Here is a 17,267-nt window from a genome sequence, read left to right on the forward strand (position 1 = left end):
ATGGACTTCGCATATAGCCCGAAAGTCGAAGCGCTGCGCACGCAGGTGCGCGCGTTCATGGACACGCATATCGTGCCGCGCATCCACCAATGGCACGAAGAGGTGAGTGCGGGGCAGTATCCCGTTTCGTTCATGGAGGAGTTGAAGGAAAAGGCGCGCGCGGAGGGCCTCTGGAACCTGTTCCTGCCGCATCTGCGCGACGACGAGCCGGGTACGCGGCTGAGCAACCTCGAGTACGCCCCGCTTGCGGAGATCATGGGGCGCGTTTCCTGGGCATCCGAAGTATTCAACTGCAATGCGCCGGACACGGGCAACATGGAACTGCTCCACATGTTCGCCACGCCGGCGCAACGCAAGAAGTGGCTCGAGCCGCTGCTCGACGGCAAGATCCGCTCGGCGTTTGCGATGACGGAGCCCGCGGTGGCCTCTTCGGACGCGACCAATATCACCACGTCGATTCGACTCGATGGCGACGACTATGTCATCGACGGCCGCAAATGGTTCATCACGAACGCGGCGCACCCGAATTGCCAGTTGTTCATCGTCATGGGCAAAACCGATCCGGACGCGCCTGCGCATGGTCAGCAAAGCATGATTCTCGTGCCGCGCGACACGCCGGGCGTGAAGATCATCCGCAATATCACGGTGGTCAATCACACGGCGCCGGAAGGCCACTGCGAAATCGAATTCAAGGGTGTGCGCGTGCCGCGTTCGAATCTTCTCGGCGAAGAAGGCAGCGGCTTCGCGCTCGCCCAGGCGCGTCTTGGACCGGGTCGCATTCACCATTGCATGCGTTCGATCGGCGCCGCTGAACTGGCGCTCGAACTGATGATCGAGCGCTCGCAGGCGCGCACGGCGTTCGGCAAGAAGCTTTATCAGCATGGCTCCGTTGGCGAATGGATCGCGAAGTCGCGTATCGAAATCGATCAGGCGCGGCTCTTCGTGCTGAAGGCCGCGTGGATGATCGACAACGTGGGCGCGAAGGAAGCGCGCAAGGAAATCGCGATGATCAAGGCGCTCGTGCCGGGCGTGCACACCGCCGTGTGCGAGCGGGCGATCCAGACATTCGGCGCGATGGGTCTGAGCCCCGATACGCCGCTCGCGGATAGCTGGACGTGGGGGCGTGCATTGAAGTTCGCCGATGGCCCGGACGAGGTGCATCTCCAGAGCATTGCGCGCATGGAGATCAAGGCACGGCCGCACGAGCCGGGCCGCGACAATCCCTATCTGGCGCCAACGGTGTAGGGGACGCAGGCGTACCTTGACGTGATTGCGCGGGCGACGTCCGTCGTCCGCCTTTTGGCGAGATCTGGCCCGACTTGCAACATCTGGCAACACGAGTGGTAACATTTGTTGTCACCCACTGCCCGAGCGACGCATGCCAGACAGTTTCGACCAGCTCGCCGCGCTGATCCGCGCGCGTTTCTCCGACTTGAGCCCTCAGTTCCAGACCGGCGCTGCGTTCCTGCTCGACCATCCCGACGAAGTGGCCGTCTCGTCCATGCGCAAGGTGGCCGAGCGCGCCCGCGTGCAGCCGGCTTCGCTCGTGCGGCTTTCCCAGCAACTGGGCTTTCCGGGCTGGAACGAGTTGCGCGACCTGTTCGTCGCGCGCGTACGCACGCGGCCGGAGCCGCTTTCCTCGCGGGCTCGCTCGCTCGTGGCGAGCAACACGAAGGACGGCCTTGCGCGCGACCTGCTCGTGGCGCAACAGCACAATCTGGAGGCGAGCGCCGCGCACAACACCCGTTCGATGGTCGAGGCGGCGCGCGTATTGCGCCGCGCGAAGCATGTGCACGTGGCGGGCTTTCGCTCGTGCTATGCGGTGGCGTTCGGGCTCGTTTACGGTTACCGCCTGTTCCGGCCTTCGGTTTCCTTGCTGGGCGGCGAGGCGGGGACGCTCGAGATGCAGTTGCTCGGCATCGAGCGCGACAGCGCAACGATTGTTGTCAGCTTCGCACCGTATTCGGTCGAGGCGGTGCGCGTGGCCGAGGCCGCGCTCGCCAAAGGCAGCCGCCTGATCGCGATTACCGACAGCGCAGTCTCGCCCATTGCGCTGAACGCCGACAAGGCGCTGATCTTCACGCACGAAAGCCCGTCGTTTTTCCCTTCGCTCGTGGCGGCGACGGCGTTAGCCGAATCGCTCGTCGCCCATCTGCTTGCGCTCGAAGGCTCGGGCGCGATCGCGCAGCTCGAACAGGCCGAGCGTTCCCTGAACGCGCGCGGCGCCTACGTGCCCTGAGCGCGCAGCTCCGGCATATCCACGCTATTTCGCGCTTGTTTCCCCGCTGCTGGATGCCGTTGTGAGACGGCATCCAGCGTTGCTTCATTCGTGTCCATTTCATTTGTTGTAATCGATATTAAAATTGACAACAGATGTTGTTGAGGCGTATAAAGCGCAGTATAGGAAGACCCGTGGATGCCCCATGGAAGACCCATACCGGTAGCGAAGGTAGAACACTGATGCAGGAACTCAAGACATTCCGCGTGACCGGCTCGCCCGAGGCGATCGGCCGGCAGCTAGGCGCACTCGTGAAGCCGATCTTTGCCGACTACATGGCGCAAAGCAGCGCCTGGCAGGCGGTGAGCCGCTGGCGCGGCAGTGCGTTCGCGCAGCAGTTGCGCGCCGCAGCCGCACAGCATTTCCCGGCCTATGTCGCGGAAATCGACGCAATGGCGCTGGCGCTCGACTGGTCCGCAGACGACCTGTTCCTCTGGAATTGCCGCGGCGAGCTGATCCACAACGCGCCGGACGGCTGCACGACGCTTGCGGCACGCACGCCGGGCGCAGGTCTCATCGCGCACAACGAAGACGGCGACCCGTGGTTGCATGGCCGCTGCAGTGTGGTCGAGGTCGAACCCGAAGGGAAGCCCGGCTTCGTGAGCTTCTACTACCCTGGCTCGCTGCCGGGGCATACCTTCGCGGCGACGCGCGCGGGTCTTGCGCAAGCGATCAACAATGTGCGCATCCGCGAGCCGCGCGTAGGCGTGCCGCGCATGATTCTGGCGCGCGCCGTGCTCGATTGCGCGACGCTGGATGAAGCCCTCGCGCTGCTGCGCGACACGCCGCGCGCGAGCGGCTTCCACCACACGATCGGCGGGACGGACGAGGCGGGCGAGGTGCGTGTGGTTAGCGTCGAAGCGACGGCGCAGCGCGCTTCGGTGCACGAAGTGCGCGCGCCCTCGGGGCACGCGAATCACCTCATCCACACGGGCTGCGAGCACGAGGCGCAGATCGTCACCGATTCGTCGCGCGATCGCCAGGCCCGTCTTGCTGATCTGTTGCCCGCGCTCGGCGAGCAGCCCGACGGCGCGGCTTTCGTGCAGGTGCTGCAGGATCGCGCGGGCGCTGGCCTGCCGATCTTCCGCGACGACCCGCACGACCCCGACGACGAAAACACGCTCGCCACTGCCTGCATGCGCGTTGAGCCGCGCGGCGTGGCGTTCGACGTCTGGCAGGGCGGCGAGCGCGTGCTCGGCCTTTTTGTCGATTCGAACGCGCGTCATGCAGACGGCGCGACCCGGTAATCATTCACGGATTTCATCGAGGACACATATGACCAAGGTTTTTCACCGGATGCCGAAGCAAACCTTGCCCGTCGCGGTGGCGGGCGAGGGCATCGAAATCATCGATTCCACCGGCAAGCGCTACATCGACGCAAGCGGCGGCGCCGCTGTCTCATGTCTCGGCCATAGCAACCAGCGCGTGATCGACGCGATCAAGCGTCAGGCGCAACAACTGCCGTACGCGCACACCTCGTTCTTCACCACCGAGGCCTCGGAGCAACTGGCCGATTACCTCATCGCCGCCGCGCCCAAGGGGCTCGACCATGTGTACTTCGTGTCGGGCGGCTCGGAGGCGATCGAGGCCGCGCTCAAGCTCGCGCGTCAGTACTTCGTGGAAAAGGGCGAACTGGCGCGCCGCCACTTCATCGCGCGCCGCCAGAGCTATCACGGCAACACGCTCGGGGCGCTCGCGATCGGTGGCAATGCTTGGCGCCGTGAGCCGTTCCTGCCCATCCTGATCGAATCGCATCACGTGAGCCCTTGCTTTGCGTACCGCGAGCGTCACGAAGGCGAAACCGACGAGGCCTACGCGCAGCGCCTTGCCGATGAGCTCGAGCAGAAGATTCTCGAACTCGGTCCCGATACGGTTGCGGCTTTCGTCGCGGAGACCGTGGTGGGCGCAACGGCCGGCGCGGTGCCGCCCGTGCGCGAGTACTTCCGCAAGATCCGCGCGGTGTGCGACCGCTACGGCGTGCTGCTGATCCTCGACGAGATCATGTCGGGCATGGGCCGCACCGGGTACCTGTTCGCCTGCGAGGAGGACGGCGTTTCGCCGGACCTGCTGACGATTGCGAAGGGTCTGGGCGCAGGCTACCAGCCGATCGGCGCGACGCTCGTGAGCCAGCGCATCTACGAGACGATCGTGGGCGGCAGCGGCTACTTCCAGCACGGCCACACCTATATCGGCCACGCCACGGCCTGCGCGGCGGCGCTCGAAGTGCAGCGCGTGATTGCCGAAGAAAAGCTGCTCGACAACGTGCTTGCGCGCGGCGAACAACTGCGCGCGCGTCTGCGCGAGCGCTATGCGGACCATCCGTATGTGGGCGATGTGCGCGGTCGCGGACTGTTCGTGGGCGTCGAGCTGGTGAAGGACCGCGCCACGAAGGCGACCTTCGACCCGGCGCTCAAGCTGCACGCGGCGATCAAGCGCGAGGCGTTCGCGCGCGGCCTGATTGTCTATCCGATGGGCGGCACCGTGGACGGCCGCAACGGCGACCATGTGCTGCTCGCGCCGCCTTTCATCTGTACGGAGCAGAACATCGACACGATCGTCGAGCGGCTTGCCGCCGCGGTCGAAGGTGCGCTCGACGCAACGGGTCTGGCGCGCGCGGCGTAAGCTTCGCCGTATGGGATTGATGTGCAACTAACTGTCCGCCGCGTGCGGCGACTGCCATCGCGGCGACCGCAAACGGTCGCACGCGAGCAGGCATGACCTCCAACGGAGTCCATCGATGACGCAAAACCCGACCTCGCGGTTTCCCGCATTCGACGCTGCCCAGGCTTCGCCGGAGCAGAAGGCGGTACTGGACGAGATCCTTTCCGGCCCGCGCGGCAACCTCAATGGCCCGTTCCTCGGCTGGATTCACAGCCCGGAACTCGCGCAGCATGCGCAGCGCCTTGGCGCGTTCTGCCGCTACCAGACAGGCCTGTCGCTGCGCCTGTCCGAACTGGCGATACTCGTCACGGCCGCGCGCTGGCAAGCGCAGGCCGAGTGGTACATCCACTATCCCATCGCGCTGGAGGCGGGCGTGCCCGAAGCGCTGGCCGAGCAGATCCGCACGGGCGCCACACCCCAGTTCGACGAACCCGACGACGCGCTGATCTACGCGTTCACGACCGAGCTGTACGACTCGAAACGTGTGTCCGACGCGACCTACGCGCGGGCCGTCGAGCGCTTTGGCCACGAAACCACGATCAACCTGGTCGGGCTCCTTGGCTACTACGCGCTCGTCGCGATGACGCTCAACGTCTTCGGCATGCGCGCCGAAGGCCAGACGACGTTGCCGTTTGCCGAATAAGCGCGGCCTGACCGCGCCCTGGATATGCGCCGCTCCATCCGGTTTTGCCGGATGGGGCTTTTTTTTGCACCGCAGTGCAATTCCATTTAAGTGACAACCGTATTTCAACTGGAAAAGTTTTTGAGGCCGGCCGCTAAAACATGAGGATTCGTGCTCGGCTTATGCAGTTCGTGTGCCGCAAGGGGAATTAATCGAACGGACGGTTTATCGGCGCAGAAAACGTTTCCACCCGCGTCGCTTGGGCTTTCATTTTCCGGACGAAGTGGTTAATCACGAGGCTGCTTTGCCATATTTATTGAAGCTGCAACGCGTCATTTTCTGGCGTTAGGTGCGAAATAATATGACTGTTTGGCCGGGAAGCCTTGCCCGGTAGCTTTTGCCAGCCGTGTATGGCTTTCCGCGTAAATTGTGCGGGACGGGATTAAGCGCTGGTTTCGCCATGCGCCGAATAACAGGGTTTTCAGCAGGTTTAATGGAAATCACTTGCACGCATTAATTCGAGTTGTTAGTCTTGCCGAACTTATTAATGACCGCCCCAATCTCATTATCGAAAGGGCGGTAGGGAGCCGGGGGTGTCAATCCGCCCGGTTTTTTTCTCTGTGCGATTTTTTTAACGGGGAACATCATGCTTGATACGACCATCGACGTAGCCGAAAAGCCGCTCGCTGCCATGGCCGGGATTGGCGACGTTGTCACCCTGAAGTCCGGCGGTCCGCGTATGACCGTCATGTATGCCGGCCCGGTTGGCTTTGCCAGCGGTCACTGGCTGATCTGCCAATGGTTCGACGAACACGGCGAACTGCGTCAGGACATGTTCGCTCAGGACATGGTGCAGATCGAGCCGCGCTCGATTCCCGCGGCATTCGTCAAGATGCGCAGCCCGGCTGGCGGAAGGGCCATCGGCAGGATCTGAAGCACAGACGCATGCAGATCTGCGCACACGCGCCGCAGGCGCGCCAAACACGGATGGAGAAGCGGCCGGGCCCAATGCGCCCGGCCGTTTGCTTTATCGCTGGCCTTCGGCCGCGATGCGCACGGCAAGCCCGGCCAGCACCGTGCCCATGAGCCAGCGCTGAAGCTTGAGCCAGCCGGGTCGATCGCCGAGAAACGTTGCAATCGTGCCTGCCGTCATCGCAACGGCTGCATTCACGCTGATCGACAGCGCGATCTGCACGCTGCCGAGCACGATGGACTGCGCGAGCACGCTGCCATGATGCGGGTCGATGAACTGCGGCAGCAGCGACAAATACATAATGGCGATTTTCGGATTCAGCAGGTTCGTGACGAAGCCCATCAGAAAGAGCTTGCGCGGGCGGTCGGCGGGCAGTTCACGAACCTGGAACGGCGAGCGGCCGCCGGGCTTGAGCGCCTGCCATGCGAGCCAGAACAGGTAGAGTGCGCCGCCCAGGCGCAGCGCGTCGTAGGCGAACGGCACGGCCATGAGCAACGCGGTAATGCCGAAAGCGGCGCACAGCATGTAGAACACGAAGCCGAGCGCGACCCCGCCCAGGGAGATCAAGCCGGCCTTGCGGCCCTGGCAGATCGAGCGCGAGATCAGATAGATCATGTTCGGTCCGGGCGTGAGCGCCATGCCGAGCGCGACGGCGGCAAAGGCGAGCAGCGGGGCGGCATGTGGCATGACTGGGCTCCGTGTTGAGGTTGCTGGGGTTGCTGTCGGGTGTCAGGGTGACTCGGGCGGTGGGCACAGGCCAGTGCGCTTGCGCCTCGTATTGTGCGATTGAAACGGTGCGGCGATCGCAGCTTGATTCCCGGTGATTATTTCATGCAAAGGCGGCACGTGTGCGCCATGGCCTGCAACGTTCGCCAATCGGATATGCCGGAAACGGCCTCAATGCGGGGAACGCTTGCTCTCGGCGGTGCGGGTTTCGCGCGCCTGGACCCGGTCGTCGAGCCGGCGCGAGAAGAGCAGCATGCCCAGCCGGCGGCTACGGACCTTCGTCTGGCCGCCGAGATCCTTCGGCGGATTCGGTTGCAGCGCCCAGAAGAGCGCCAGCAGCCAGCCGAGCAGCGTCCACCCGAGCACGGCATTGAAGACCGCGATGACCAGCAGGTCGTGACGCTGGCGCCTGTCGGCGATCAGCGCTGGGAGAAAGTAGAGCGCGACCACCGCTGCGAGAACGACGATCTCGAAGACGGAACGGCTCACCATATTGTCATTCTCCAGAAAAAAGGGCGGAATATGCTCGATTCGTCATTGTCGCGCGGATTGGCCCGGAGCGCACGCCACGCCTTGGCCGGACGGCCAACACTGCGCGCGAGGGCTGTCGGCGGCCAGGGGTTCGGGTCTATCATCGGGTTTTTCATCGCTGAGAACCCACACCATGATCTCCGACCCGTCCGAGGCCACCCGCCAACTCGACCACGACGAATTGCGCGCCTTCGTCGAACGCAAATGGCATGACGAGATCGTGCCCGCGTTGACCGATTACATCGCGGTGCCTGCCAAGAGTCCGGCATTCGACCCGCAATGGGCGCAGCACGGCTACCTCGAGCGCGTCGTTCAGGAGGCTGCGAAGTGGGCGGAACAGCAGCCCGTGCGCGGCCTGAAGCTGGAGATCGTGCGGCTGCCCAATCGCACGCCGGTGATTTTCTTCGAGGCGCCCGCCACGCGCTCCGGAAGCAGCGAGACGGTCGTGCTCTACGGCCACCTCGACAAGCAGCCGGAATTTGCTGGCTGGCGCAACGACCTCGGCCCCTGGACGCCGAAGCTCGAAGACGGTCGCCTCTACGGCCGCGGCGGCGCTGACGACGGTTACGCGATCTACGCGAGCGTCACGGCGCTCGCCGCGCTCGACGCTCAGGGCATCGAGCGTCCGCGCTGCGTGGGTCTCATCGAAACCTGCGAGGAGTCGGGCAGCTACGACCTGTTGCCGTATGTCGATGCGCTGCGCGAGCGGCTCGGCAACGTCGGTCTCGTCGTTTGTCTCGATTCGGGCGCTGGCAATTACGATCAACTGTGGCTCACCACGTCGCTGCGCGGGCTCGTGGCGGGTGACCTCGAGGTCGAAGTGCTCGAGGAGGGCATTCACTCGGGCTCTTATGGCGGCATCGCGCCGTCCAGCTTCCGCGTGATGCGGCAGCTGTTCGAGCGTCTCGAAGACGCCGCGAGCGGCACGCTGCTGCCCAAGGGTTTCCATTGCGCAATTCCCTCGCAGCGCTTGAGCGAAGCCGAGGCCACGGCGAAGATCCTTGGCGAAAACGTCTGGAAGACCATGCCTTGGGCATGTGGCCAGGACGGCCGGCGCGTGCTGCCCACCACCACCGACCCGCAGCAGGCGCTGCTCGACTCCACATGGCGGCCCTCGCTTTCGGTCACGGGCGCGGCGGGCCTGCCCGCACTCGCCGACGCCGGCAACGTGCTGCGGCCGCGCACGGCGTTCAAGCTCTCGCTGCGTTTGCCGCCGCTAGTCGAAGCTTCAAAGGCCGTAGCCGAGCTGAAGGCGCTGCTCGAACTCGATCCGCCGTACAACGCAAAGGTCACCTTCAAGCCGGACGCGGGCGCGGCCAACGGCTGGAGCGCGCCGGAACTCGCTCCGTGGCTCACTGGCGCACTCAACGCCGCCTCGCGCACGCATTTCGGTGCGGACTGCGCTTATCTCGGCCAGGGCGGCACGATCCCACTCATGAACGTGCTGCAGGCAGGGTTCCCCAAGTCGCAGTTCATGGTGTGCGGCGTGCTCGGCCCGAAGTCCAACGCGCACGGGCCGAACGAGTTCCTCCATGTTCCCTATGCGAAGAAACTCACGGCCACGGTGGCCGAAGTGATCGCCGCCGCGCCTTGAGTGGCTAGTGGCGGTGAGGGGCGGGCGCGCCGTCGGCGGACGGCGCGTCCTGCGTAGCGTGCCCGTCGCCATGGCATGAACAGCTTTCGTCGTCGATGGGCTGTTCGAGGCTCTTCATGATCCCGCATTCCGCGCTGCTGCTCTGGTGGGCATGGCAGCTCTCGCGCAGCGTGCGCAATTGCTGCTCGAGTATGCGCATCGATTCGATCTGCTGATGAATGCGCGCAATCTGGCTGTCGATCAATTCGTTGACTTCGTCGCAGGGCTGGCTCGGGTCGGCCTGGAAGCGACGCAGCATGCGTATGTCCGTGAGCCCGATGCCTAACGATCGGCAATGGCGGATGAAGTTGAGTTGCGCGGCGTGCACGGCCGTGTAGCTGCGGTAACCGTTGGTCTCACGCGCAGGCTCGTCCAGCAGGCCTTCGCGCTCGTAAAAGCGCACCGTTTCGACGTCGCAGTGTGCGCAGCGCGCCAGTTCACCAATTCGCATGGTCGCGGCTCTCCCAAATGACTTGACCCTGTAGCGGCTACAGGCTGTCCAATGATTGTGTCACTTTTGGGAGAAACCGGCTATGAACCAGAGCTACGTGTCGCGGCTCGGCATTGCGCAGCGCCTGCGCGCGCGTGATGAGGAACGGACGGTGGGCGGCGCGTGCGGCGGCCACGGGCATAAGCACGACCACGACCAGGATCAAGGGCACGATCATGATCATGCGCACGGTCACGAGCACGCCCACGACCATGGACATGAGCACGGCCACGATAACGAGCACGTCCGCGGTCACGATCACAACCATGGCCACGGCCATGCCCACGATCACGGCGACGACCACGATCACGACCACGGACAAGCCGAGCCGAAAGCCCACGCGCACGCTCACGCCTGCTGTCACGGCGACGCGGCGCACAGCACGCCGCCGCAAAGCCAACGCAACTCGGCGCCGGCGCCCGAAGGCACGCGCCGCGCGCGCTGGCGCATCGAGAACATGGATTGCCCGACAGAGGAGCGCCTGATTCGCAACCGGCTCGAGCCCATGTCAGGCGTCGTGCGCCTCGACTTCGACCTGCTCGCGCGCGAGTTGACCGTGCATCATCGGCTGGACGATACGCAGCCTGTCGTCGCCGCGCTGCGCGCGCTCGACATGGCGCCGCGTGCGCTGGATGACAGCGCGTCCGCGCAAGACGCCCCGCCCGCGCCGATCGGTCTCGTGCTGCGTCAGAAGCTGCTGCTGGCGGTGAGCGGCGTGGCAGCCGCAGGCGCCGAGGTGCTCGCCTGGAGCACCGGCCGGGAAACCAGCCTGCTTGTACTCGTTTGCGCAGCCATCTCGATCGCGTGCGCGGGTTTGCCCACGCTGCGCAAGGGCTGGATCGCACTGCGCAATTTCACGATCAACATCTATTTCCTGATGTCGCTTGCGTTGATCGGCGCCATTGCGATCGGCAAGTGGCCGGAAGCGGCGATGGTGGTCTTCCTGTTCGCCCTCGCGGAGGAAATCGAGGCGCTGTCGCTCGAACGCGCCCGTCAAGCCATCCGCGCGCTGACCGCGCTCGCGCCTGAAACCGCCGAAGTCTGGCAAGCCGGCGAGGGCGCATCCGGGCAAGGCGAATGGCGCGAGCGCGCTGTGGGCGAAGTGGCGGTCGGCAGCCGTATTCGAGTGCGTACCGGCCAGCGCGTGCCGCTCGACGCGCGTGTGATCGCCGGCCGGGCCGCGCTCGATCAGGCGCCGATCACGGGCGAAAGCATGCCTGTCGACAAGGAGACCGGCGCGGTGCTTTACGCGGGCAGCATCGTTGTCGATGGCGTGGTCGAGGCGCTCGTCACCGCGGCCGCGAAGGACAGCACGCTCGCGCGCATCGCAGCGGCGGTGCAGGAGGCGCAGGCGCAGCGCGCGCCTACGCAGCGCTTCGTCGACCAGTTCGCGCGCTACTACACGCCGGCCGTGGTCGTGCTCGCCGTGGTGTTGGCGCTTGCCGGGCCGCTCGTGTTCGGCGGCGCGTGGAGTGCGTGGCTCTACAAGGCGCTCGTGCTGCTCGTGATCGCCTGTCCGTGCGCGCTCGTCGTCTCGACGCCGGTGACGGTCGTGAGCGGCCTCGCCGCCGCCGCACGTCACGGCATGCTCGTGAAGGGCGGCGTGTGGCTCGAACGCGGCCGGCTACTCAAGGCCGTCGCGCTCGACAAGACCGGCACGCTCACGCGCGGCGAGCCTGTCCTGACCGATGCGCTCGCGGCGCCGGTTCGGGCGCTCGCCACCGCAGGGGAGTCCAGCGAAGCGCCGCTTTCGACGCTAGATGCGCTGCGCATTGCCGCGAGCCTCGACGATGCAAGCACGCACCCTGTCGCCCGCGCGGTGGTCGAAGGCTGGCGGGCGCGTGCGCCGGATGCGCGCCTGCTCGCGGTCGATCAGTTCGCGGTGCTAAACGGTCGCGGTGTGCAAGGCCGCATCGACGGCACGCTCTGGAGCCTCGGCAATCACCGTCTGGTCGAGGAGCTTGGTCTGTGCTCGCCCGAACTCGAAGCGCAACTGGCAGCGCTGGAACTGGCGGGCAAGACGGCGATCGTGCTGTGCGCGCCGCAGGAGGCCGTCGCCGTGTTCGCCGTGGCCGACGCGCTGCGTACGGAAAGCGCACCGGCCGTGCGCGCCTTGCGCGCGCTCGGCGTGACGCCTGTCATGCTGACCGGCGACAACGTGTCGACCGCGCGTGCAATCGCCGATCAACTCGGCATTGACGACGCGCGCGGCAATCTTTTGCCGCAGGACAAGCAGGACGCGATCGCCGCACTCTCGAAGCAGTACGGCATGGCGGCAATGGTCGGCGACGGCGTGAACGACGCGCCCGCACTCGCCCGCGCCGACATCGGCTTCGCGATGGGTGCGGCGGGCACCGCGACCGCGCTCGAAACCGCCGACGTCGCGATCATGGACGACGATCCGCGCAAGATCGCCGCGTTCATCGGTCTCTCGCGCAAGACCGCAGGCGTGCTCAAGCAGAACATCACGCTTGCGCTCGGCATCAAGGCCGTGTTTCTCGTACTCGCGATGGCGGGCGGGGCCACGCTCTGGATGGCCGTGTTCGCCGACGTGGGTGCGAGCCTGCTCGTCGTGGCGAACGGCCTGCGCGTGCGCCGGCATTTCGATGGCGCGCGCAATGTGACGAAGCCTTCGGCGTAGACGACACAACGCAACTAACAGCCATCCCCGCCCGCGCGCGCCCAGCGCGCCTCACCAAGGCTTCGCGAGGCGCGCGCGGAGTTCGGCGCGGGTGCTCTCGTCGAACTCGCCGAGAAAGCCGAAGCGGCCGGCAATCAGGGTGGCGGCCGGCGCGCCGTCGCGGAACACGATGCGGTTGCCGGCGAGCGCGGGCACCTTCTCGCCTGGCAGCAGGGTGCCGAGGAGATTGAGCGGGTCGGCGGCGCTCACGCAGACGAGCGCGCCGCCTTCGCCTTGCGCTGCTGCGCGCCGCCGCACGTCGCGCAGCAGCGCAACGGCTTCGGGCAGCGCGAACTGCTCGCCCGAAATCCCGGTGACGAAGCGTCCGCCTCGCACCTCGCCGCGCGCCTCCATGCGATGCAGCACGCGCAGCAGATCGCGCCAGGGCGGCAGCCACGCGGCCTCGCGTCCGAGCAGGTGCCAACTGATCACGCCGTAACGGCGCAGCAGCACATTGGCGACGTGCTCCAGTAGATCCGGGTCGGCGGGTGGGCGGCGCGCGGTGCCGGCGGTCGTTTGCCTTGCGCGCGCAAGCGCCTGCGAGCGCAGGCCCGTTGCAACGCCCGAAGTCGCTCCAGCCGATCCCGTGGCCACGAGCGCCGCTTCATGGTCCAGTTCCGCGAGCGGAGCGGCCAACGAATTGGCCATCACATCGGCCAACGGATTGGCCAGCTCGACGCGCCGCAGCGTCGCCCAGCGCCCCGCGTCGGCCATGCCGCCCGCGAGCGGCCCGAAGCCGCGCGGCCGGCGTCTGCCGTGATGCGCGCTGCGCTGCGCCGCCGGCTTCACGAGCGCGCGCAGTCCGGCAAAACTATCTGCGTTGACGAGGCCCGCCGCCACCAGTTCGCCGAGCGCATTCTCCAGTTCGACGCCGAGCAGGTGCGCGTCGGCGGCCAGTTCGTCGAAGAACATCGCGCCGTGCCGCAGCAACGCCTCGTAGACGCGCTGCGCGCGCGCCGACAAACCGGCCGTGTCGGTCGTTTCGACGAGCGCCATCCAGCGCGCCAGCTCGCGGCGCGCGAGCAGCACGACCGGCGTGCTGCGTACCGTCGAAGCGGCCGCCGCACGCGCCGGCAGCCGCGCCCAGGCGAGGCGTCCCGAGCGGCACAGCTCGTCGAGCAGCATGGCCGTGTAATCGTCGATGCGCGCCGGCAGGATTTCGTCCTCCCACGCGAGCGCCGAGGCTTCCCAGCCTTCGAGCTGGTCGAGCACGGCGGCCAGCGCGTCGCGGCCCGAGCCGCGCATGCCGGGCGCCATGCGTTGCCATTCGAACAGGAAGCGCATGAAGTCATGGCGCTCGACCGGCTCGATTTCGCGCCGCAGCTTGCGCACCGTGTAGCGGTGGATGCGCGCGAGCAGATGGCGTTCACACCATTCCTCCTGGCCGCCGCTCATCGCTTGCAGCGTGAAGCGTCCGCGCATCACGGTGCCTTCGGTTTCGAGGCGCGTGAGCGCGAGCGCCGCCACGCTCGCCTCCAGCGCGAGCGGCCGCGCCACCTGCGCGACCGTGAGCGGTCCGAAGCCCGACAGGCGTGCGCGCACGATCTCGACGAGCGCCGCGTCCTCGGTCCACGTATCCGCGTATTCAGGTGGCGGCATGAGCGGCGGCTCGCAATGCGCCTGTGGGTAGATGGCCTGTACGCATGCAAGCCGCTCGATGCCCACCCACAACGCGTCGTGGTCCGCGACCGGCAGCCGCGTTGCGCGGCCCGCCGCCGCCAGATCGGCGAGCCATGCGAGCCACTGCGGCGCCTGTTGCGCCTCGCTTTCGGCCAGCGCGCCGAGGCTCGTGAGCGCGTCGTGCATTTCGTCGGCGTCGCGCACTTGCGGCCAGGCCTCTTCGCGCACGCTCGCAATCGCTTCGGGGTCGAGCGCGCCGAGATCGTCGGTGGATTCTGGGTCGCTCCAGCGGCGCGACAGCACGGCCTGAGTACGCCGCTCTTCGATTGGGGCGTCGTCGAGGAACGCATACGGGCGCGCGGTCAGGATTTCGGCCGCGAGCGGCGAGGGCGCGGGCAGTTCGCGCACCACGAGCTTCAGGTCGCCCGCCTCGATTCGTCGCAGGAGCGCGATCCATGCTTCGGTATCCATAGCATCGTGCAGGCAGTCGTCAAGCGTCTGATCAACGAGCGGATGGCGCGGCACTTCGCGCTCGCCCGCGATGTTTTCGACGCACGCCACCTGGTCGGGAAACACGGCCGCGAGCAGGTCTTCGCTGCGCATGCGCTGGATCTGCGGCGGCGTCTTGCGCCCGCCGGTCTGCCGCGGCAGCGCAAGCGACGTGGTCGCATTCCAGCGCCAGCGCACGCCGAAGAGGGGCGCGTCGAGCAGCGCCTGCACGAGCAGGTGCTCTGCGGAATTCGAATGGAGATAGCGCCACACCTCGTCGAGCGCGAAGCTGTGCGCACCGGTGAGCGAGAGGATGATGGCGTCCTCCGTCGCGGCTGCCTGCAGCTCGAAGTTGAACTGGCGGCAAAAACGCTTGCGCAGTGCGAGACCCCACGCGCGGTTCAGGCGGCTGCCGAACGGCGTGTGGATCACGAGCTGCGTGCCGCCCGCTTCGTCGAAAAAACGCTCCATGACGAGCGTGTCCTGGGTGGGCAACACCGTGAGCGCGGCGCGGGCGCGCGCGAGATATTCGACGATCTGTCGTGCCGCGGCATCGTCGATCTCGAGCGAAGCGGCGAGCGCCGCCGTGGCGTGATCGACCACGGCGGGCGACGAGGCGTCGTCCGTCGCGTCAGCGTTTGCGCTCGCGTCGATCAGCGCGGCTTCCACCTGCTTGCGCAGTCGCGAAATCGCGAACGAAAGTTCGTCGCTTCGGCCCGGCGCCTCGCCCAGCCAGAACGGAATGTTGGGCGGCTGCCCCTGGGCGTCTTCCACGCGCACGCGGCCCGCCTCGATGCGCAGGATCCGGTACGAGGCGTTGCCGAGCTGGAACACGTCGCCAGCGAGGCTTTCGACAGCGAAGTCCTCGTTGACGGTGCCGATCTGCACGCCCTGCGGTTCGAGCAGCACCGAGTAGTCGGCGTTGTCGGGAATCGTGCCGCCCGACGTGAGCGCGACGAGCCGGGCACCGCGCCGCGCGCGCAGCGTGTGGCTCACGACGTCGCGATGCAGGTAGGCGGCGCGCGGCCCGTGGCGGCTCGTGTAGCCCTCGGCGAGCATGCGCAGCACGGCGTCGAACTGCGCGCGCTCGAGCGCCGCCCACGGCGTGGCGTGGCGCACGAGCGCATAGAGCGCGTCTTCTTCCCAGGCTTCGCAGGCCACTTCCGCGACGATCTGCTGCGCGAGCACATCGAGCGGTGCTTGCGGCAGCGCGAGGCGGTCGAGTTCGCCGCGCCGCACGCTATCGAGCAGCGCCGCGCATTCGATCAGATCGTCGCGCGACGTGGGGAAGATCCGTCCCTTCGGCACGCCGCCGACCTGGTGGCCCGAGCGCCCGACGCGCTGCAGGAAGCCCGCGATCGAACGCGGCGAGCCGATCTGGCACACGAGATCGACGTCGCCGATATCGATGCCCAGTTCGAGCGACGCCGTCGCCACCAGTACGCGCAGATCGCCGCTCTTGAGCCGCTGCTCAGCGAGAAAACGATGCTCGCGCGCGAGGCTGCCGTGGTGCGCGGCCACGGCTTCGGCGCCCAGGCGGTCAGTGAGATGGCGCGCCACGCGCTCGGCCATGCGGCGCGTGTTGACGAACACGAGCGTCGTGCGGTGCATGGCGACGAGTTCGACCATGCGGTCGTACACGCGCTCCCACACGTCGTTCGCCATCACGGCTTCGAGTGGCACAGGCGGCATTTCTATCGCGAGGTCGCGCTTGCGCGTATGGCCCACATCGACGATCTCGCACGCGGGCGGGTTTGCAGCCGGATCTTGCGTCGCGTCGCCCATGCCCACCAGAAAGCGCGCAACGGTTTCGATCGGCTTTTGCGTAGCCGACAGCCCGATGCGCAGCAGGCGCGCGCCGCACAACGCGTCGAGCCGCTCGAGGCTCAGCGCGAGATGGCAGCCGCGCTTGTTGCCCGCGAGCGCGTGAATCTCGTCGACGATCACGCTGCGCGTGCTTGCCAGCATGCGGCGGCCCGATTCGGAGCCGAGCAGCACGTAGAGCGATTCGGGCGTCGTGACGAGGACGTGCGGCGCGCGTTTTCTGAGCGCTGCGCGCTCGGGCTGCGGCGTATCGCCGGTGCGCACCGCGGTGCGGATGTCGACCGGCGGCAAGCCAAGCCGCGCGAGTTCCTCGCCGATACCTTCGAGCGGCCGTTCGAGATTGAGCCGGATGTCGTTGGACAGCGCCTTGAGCGGCGACACGTAGACGACGAGCGTCGTGTCGGGTAACGCGCCGCCATTCGCGAGCCCTTCGCGCACGAGTTCGTCGAGCGCGGCGAGAAAGGCGGTGAGCGTCTTGCCCGAGCCGGTCGGGGCAGCCACCAGCGTCGCGCGCCGGCTCGCAATTAACGGCCATGCGGCGCGTTGCGCGGCAGTAGGCGCGTCGAAGCTGCGCTGGAACCAGCCGGCCACGGCCGGATGAAAGCGCGCGAGCACGTCGCTTTGCTCGCCGTCTTGGCTGGCGGCGGCTTCCGGGGCGTGCGGATCGGATACGGGCGAAGGCGTTGTCATGCGGGCGATGTGCGGCAAAAAAAGCGGCAGAGGCGGCGGCATTGCACGTC

At 66.8% G+C, this 17,267-nt stretch carries 13 protein-coding genes; 8 read left to right on the forward strand and 5 right to left on the reverse strand.

The window, feature by feature from the left end:
• The 6 genes from E1N52_RS36595 to E1N52_RS36620 all read left to right on the forward strand — a co-directional run bounded on the left by E1N52_RS36595 (position 1) and on the right by E1N52_RS36620 (position 6,495).
• Positions 1-1,245 carry an acyl-CoA dehydrogenase family protein gene (locus tag E1N52_RS36595; protein WP_133189021.1) on the forward strand — a complete coding sequence of 415 codons (1,245 nt, stop codon included), beginning with the start codon at positions 1-3 and terminating at the stop codon, positions 1,243-1,245.
• A 133-nt stretch (positions 1,246-1,378) separates the two neighbouring features.
• Positions 1,379-2,239 carry a MurR/RpiR family transcriptional regulator gene (locus E1N52_RS36600; protein WP_133189023.1) on the forward strand — a complete coding sequence of 287 codons (861 nt, stop codon included), beginning with the start codon at positions 1,379-1,381 and terminating at the stop codon, positions 2,237-2,239.
• Positions 2,240-2,460: 221 nt separating this feature from the next.
• Complete coding sequence (locus tag E1N52_RS36605; RefSeq protein ID WP_133189189.1) at positions 2,461-3,525, forward strand: C45 family autoproteolytic acyltransferase/hydrolase; 1,065 nt, start codon at positions 2,461-2,463, stop codon at positions 3,523-3,525.
• A gap of 28 nt (positions 3,526-3,553) precedes the next feature.
• Positions 3,554-4,900, forward strand: coding sequence for an aspartate aminotransferase family protein (locus tag E1N52_RS36610; RefSeq protein ID WP_133189025.1), 1,347 nt, complete (start codon positions 3,554-3,556; stop codon positions 4,898-4,900).
• Positions 4,901-5,015: 115 nt separating this feature from the next.
• The gene (locus E1N52_RS36615) at positions 5,016-5,582 is read left to right on the forward strand and encodes a carboxymuconolactone decarboxylase family protein (RefSeq protein WP_133189027.1); all 567 of its coding nucleotides are present in this window, start codon (positions 5,016-5,018) and stop codon (positions 5,580-5,582) included.
• 625 nt (positions 5,583-6,207) lie between these two features.
• Entirely contained in the window at positions 6,208-6,495 is a 288-nt protein-coding gene (locus E1N52_RS36620) for a YodC family protein (protein ID WP_133189029.1), read from the forward strand.
• A gap of 93 nt (positions 6,496-6,588) precedes the next feature.
• Here the strand turns inward: E1N52_RS36620 and E1N52_RS36625 are convergent, their stop codons facing one another.
• Together E1N52_RS36625 and E1N52_RS36630 are read right to left on the reverse strand one after the other, a co-directional pair.
• A complete protein-coding gene (locus tag E1N52_RS36625; RefSeq protein ID WP_133189031.1) occupies positions 6,589-7,221 on the reverse strand; it encodes a LysE family translocator in 633 nt (210 codons plus the stop codon).
• A gap of 210 nt (positions 7,222-7,431) precedes the next feature.
• Positions 7,432-7,752 (reverse strand): superinfection immunity protein, encoded by a 321-nt coding sequence (locus tag E1N52_RS36630; RefSeq protein ID WP_133189033.1) that lies wholly within the window; start codon positions 7,750-7,752, stop codon positions 7,432-7,434.
• A 172-nt stretch (positions 7,753-7,924) separates the two neighbouring features.
• On the opposite strand from E1N52_RS36630, the gene E1N52_RS36635 reads away from it, so the two are divergent.
• Positions 7,925-9,385 (forward strand): M20 family metallopeptidase, encoded by a 1,461-nt coding sequence (locus tag E1N52_RS36635; protein WP_133189035.1) that lies wholly within the window; start codon positions 7,925-7,927, stop codon positions 9,383-9,385.
• A 4-nt stretch (positions 9,386-9,389) separates the two neighbouring features.
• Here E1N52_RS36635 and E1N52_RS36640 read toward each other — a convergent pair whose 3' ends face one another.
• Both E1N52_RS36640 and E1N52_RS45050 read right to left on the reverse strand, forming a co-directional pair.
• On the reverse strand, positions 9,390-9,875 hold the full coding sequence (locus E1N52_RS36640; RefSeq protein WP_133189037.1) for a Cd(II)/Pb(II)-responsive transcriptional regulator: 486 nt from the start codon (positions 9,873-9,875) through the stop codon (positions 9,390-9,392).
• Positions 9,876-9,912: 37 nt separating this feature from the next.
• Positions 9,913-10,293: a hypothetical protein gene (locus tag E1N52_RS45050; RefSeq protein ID WP_246089379.1), complete on the reverse strand. Its 381-nt coding sequence runs from the start codon at positions 10,291-10,293 to the stop codon at positions 9,913-9,915.
• A gap of 78 nt (positions 10,294-10,371) precedes the next feature.
• On the opposite strand from E1N52_RS45050, the gene E1N52_RS36645 reads away from it, so the two are divergent.
• Positions 10,372-12,555, forward strand: coding sequence for a heavy metal translocating P-type ATPase (locus E1N52_RS36645; RefSeq protein ID WP_342777940.1), 2,184 nt, complete (start codon positions 10,372-10,374; stop codon positions 12,553-12,555).
• A gap of 51 nt (positions 12,556-12,606) precedes the next feature.
• Here E1N52_RS36645 and E1N52_RS36650 read toward each other — a convergent pair whose 3' ends face one another.
• Positions 12,607-17,217, reverse strand: a complete 4,611-nt coding sequence (locus E1N52_RS36650; RefSeq protein WP_133189041.1) for a DEAD/DEAH box helicase — start codon at positions 17,215-17,217, stop codon at positions 12,607-12,609.
• Positions 17,218-17,267: the final 50 nt, after the last annotated feature.

The organism is Paraburkholderia guartelaensis (genome assembly GCF_004353905.1).
GTDB lineage: Bacteria > Pseudomonadota > Gammaproteobacteria > Burkholderiales > Burkholderiaceae > Paraburkholderia > Paraburkholderia guartelaensis.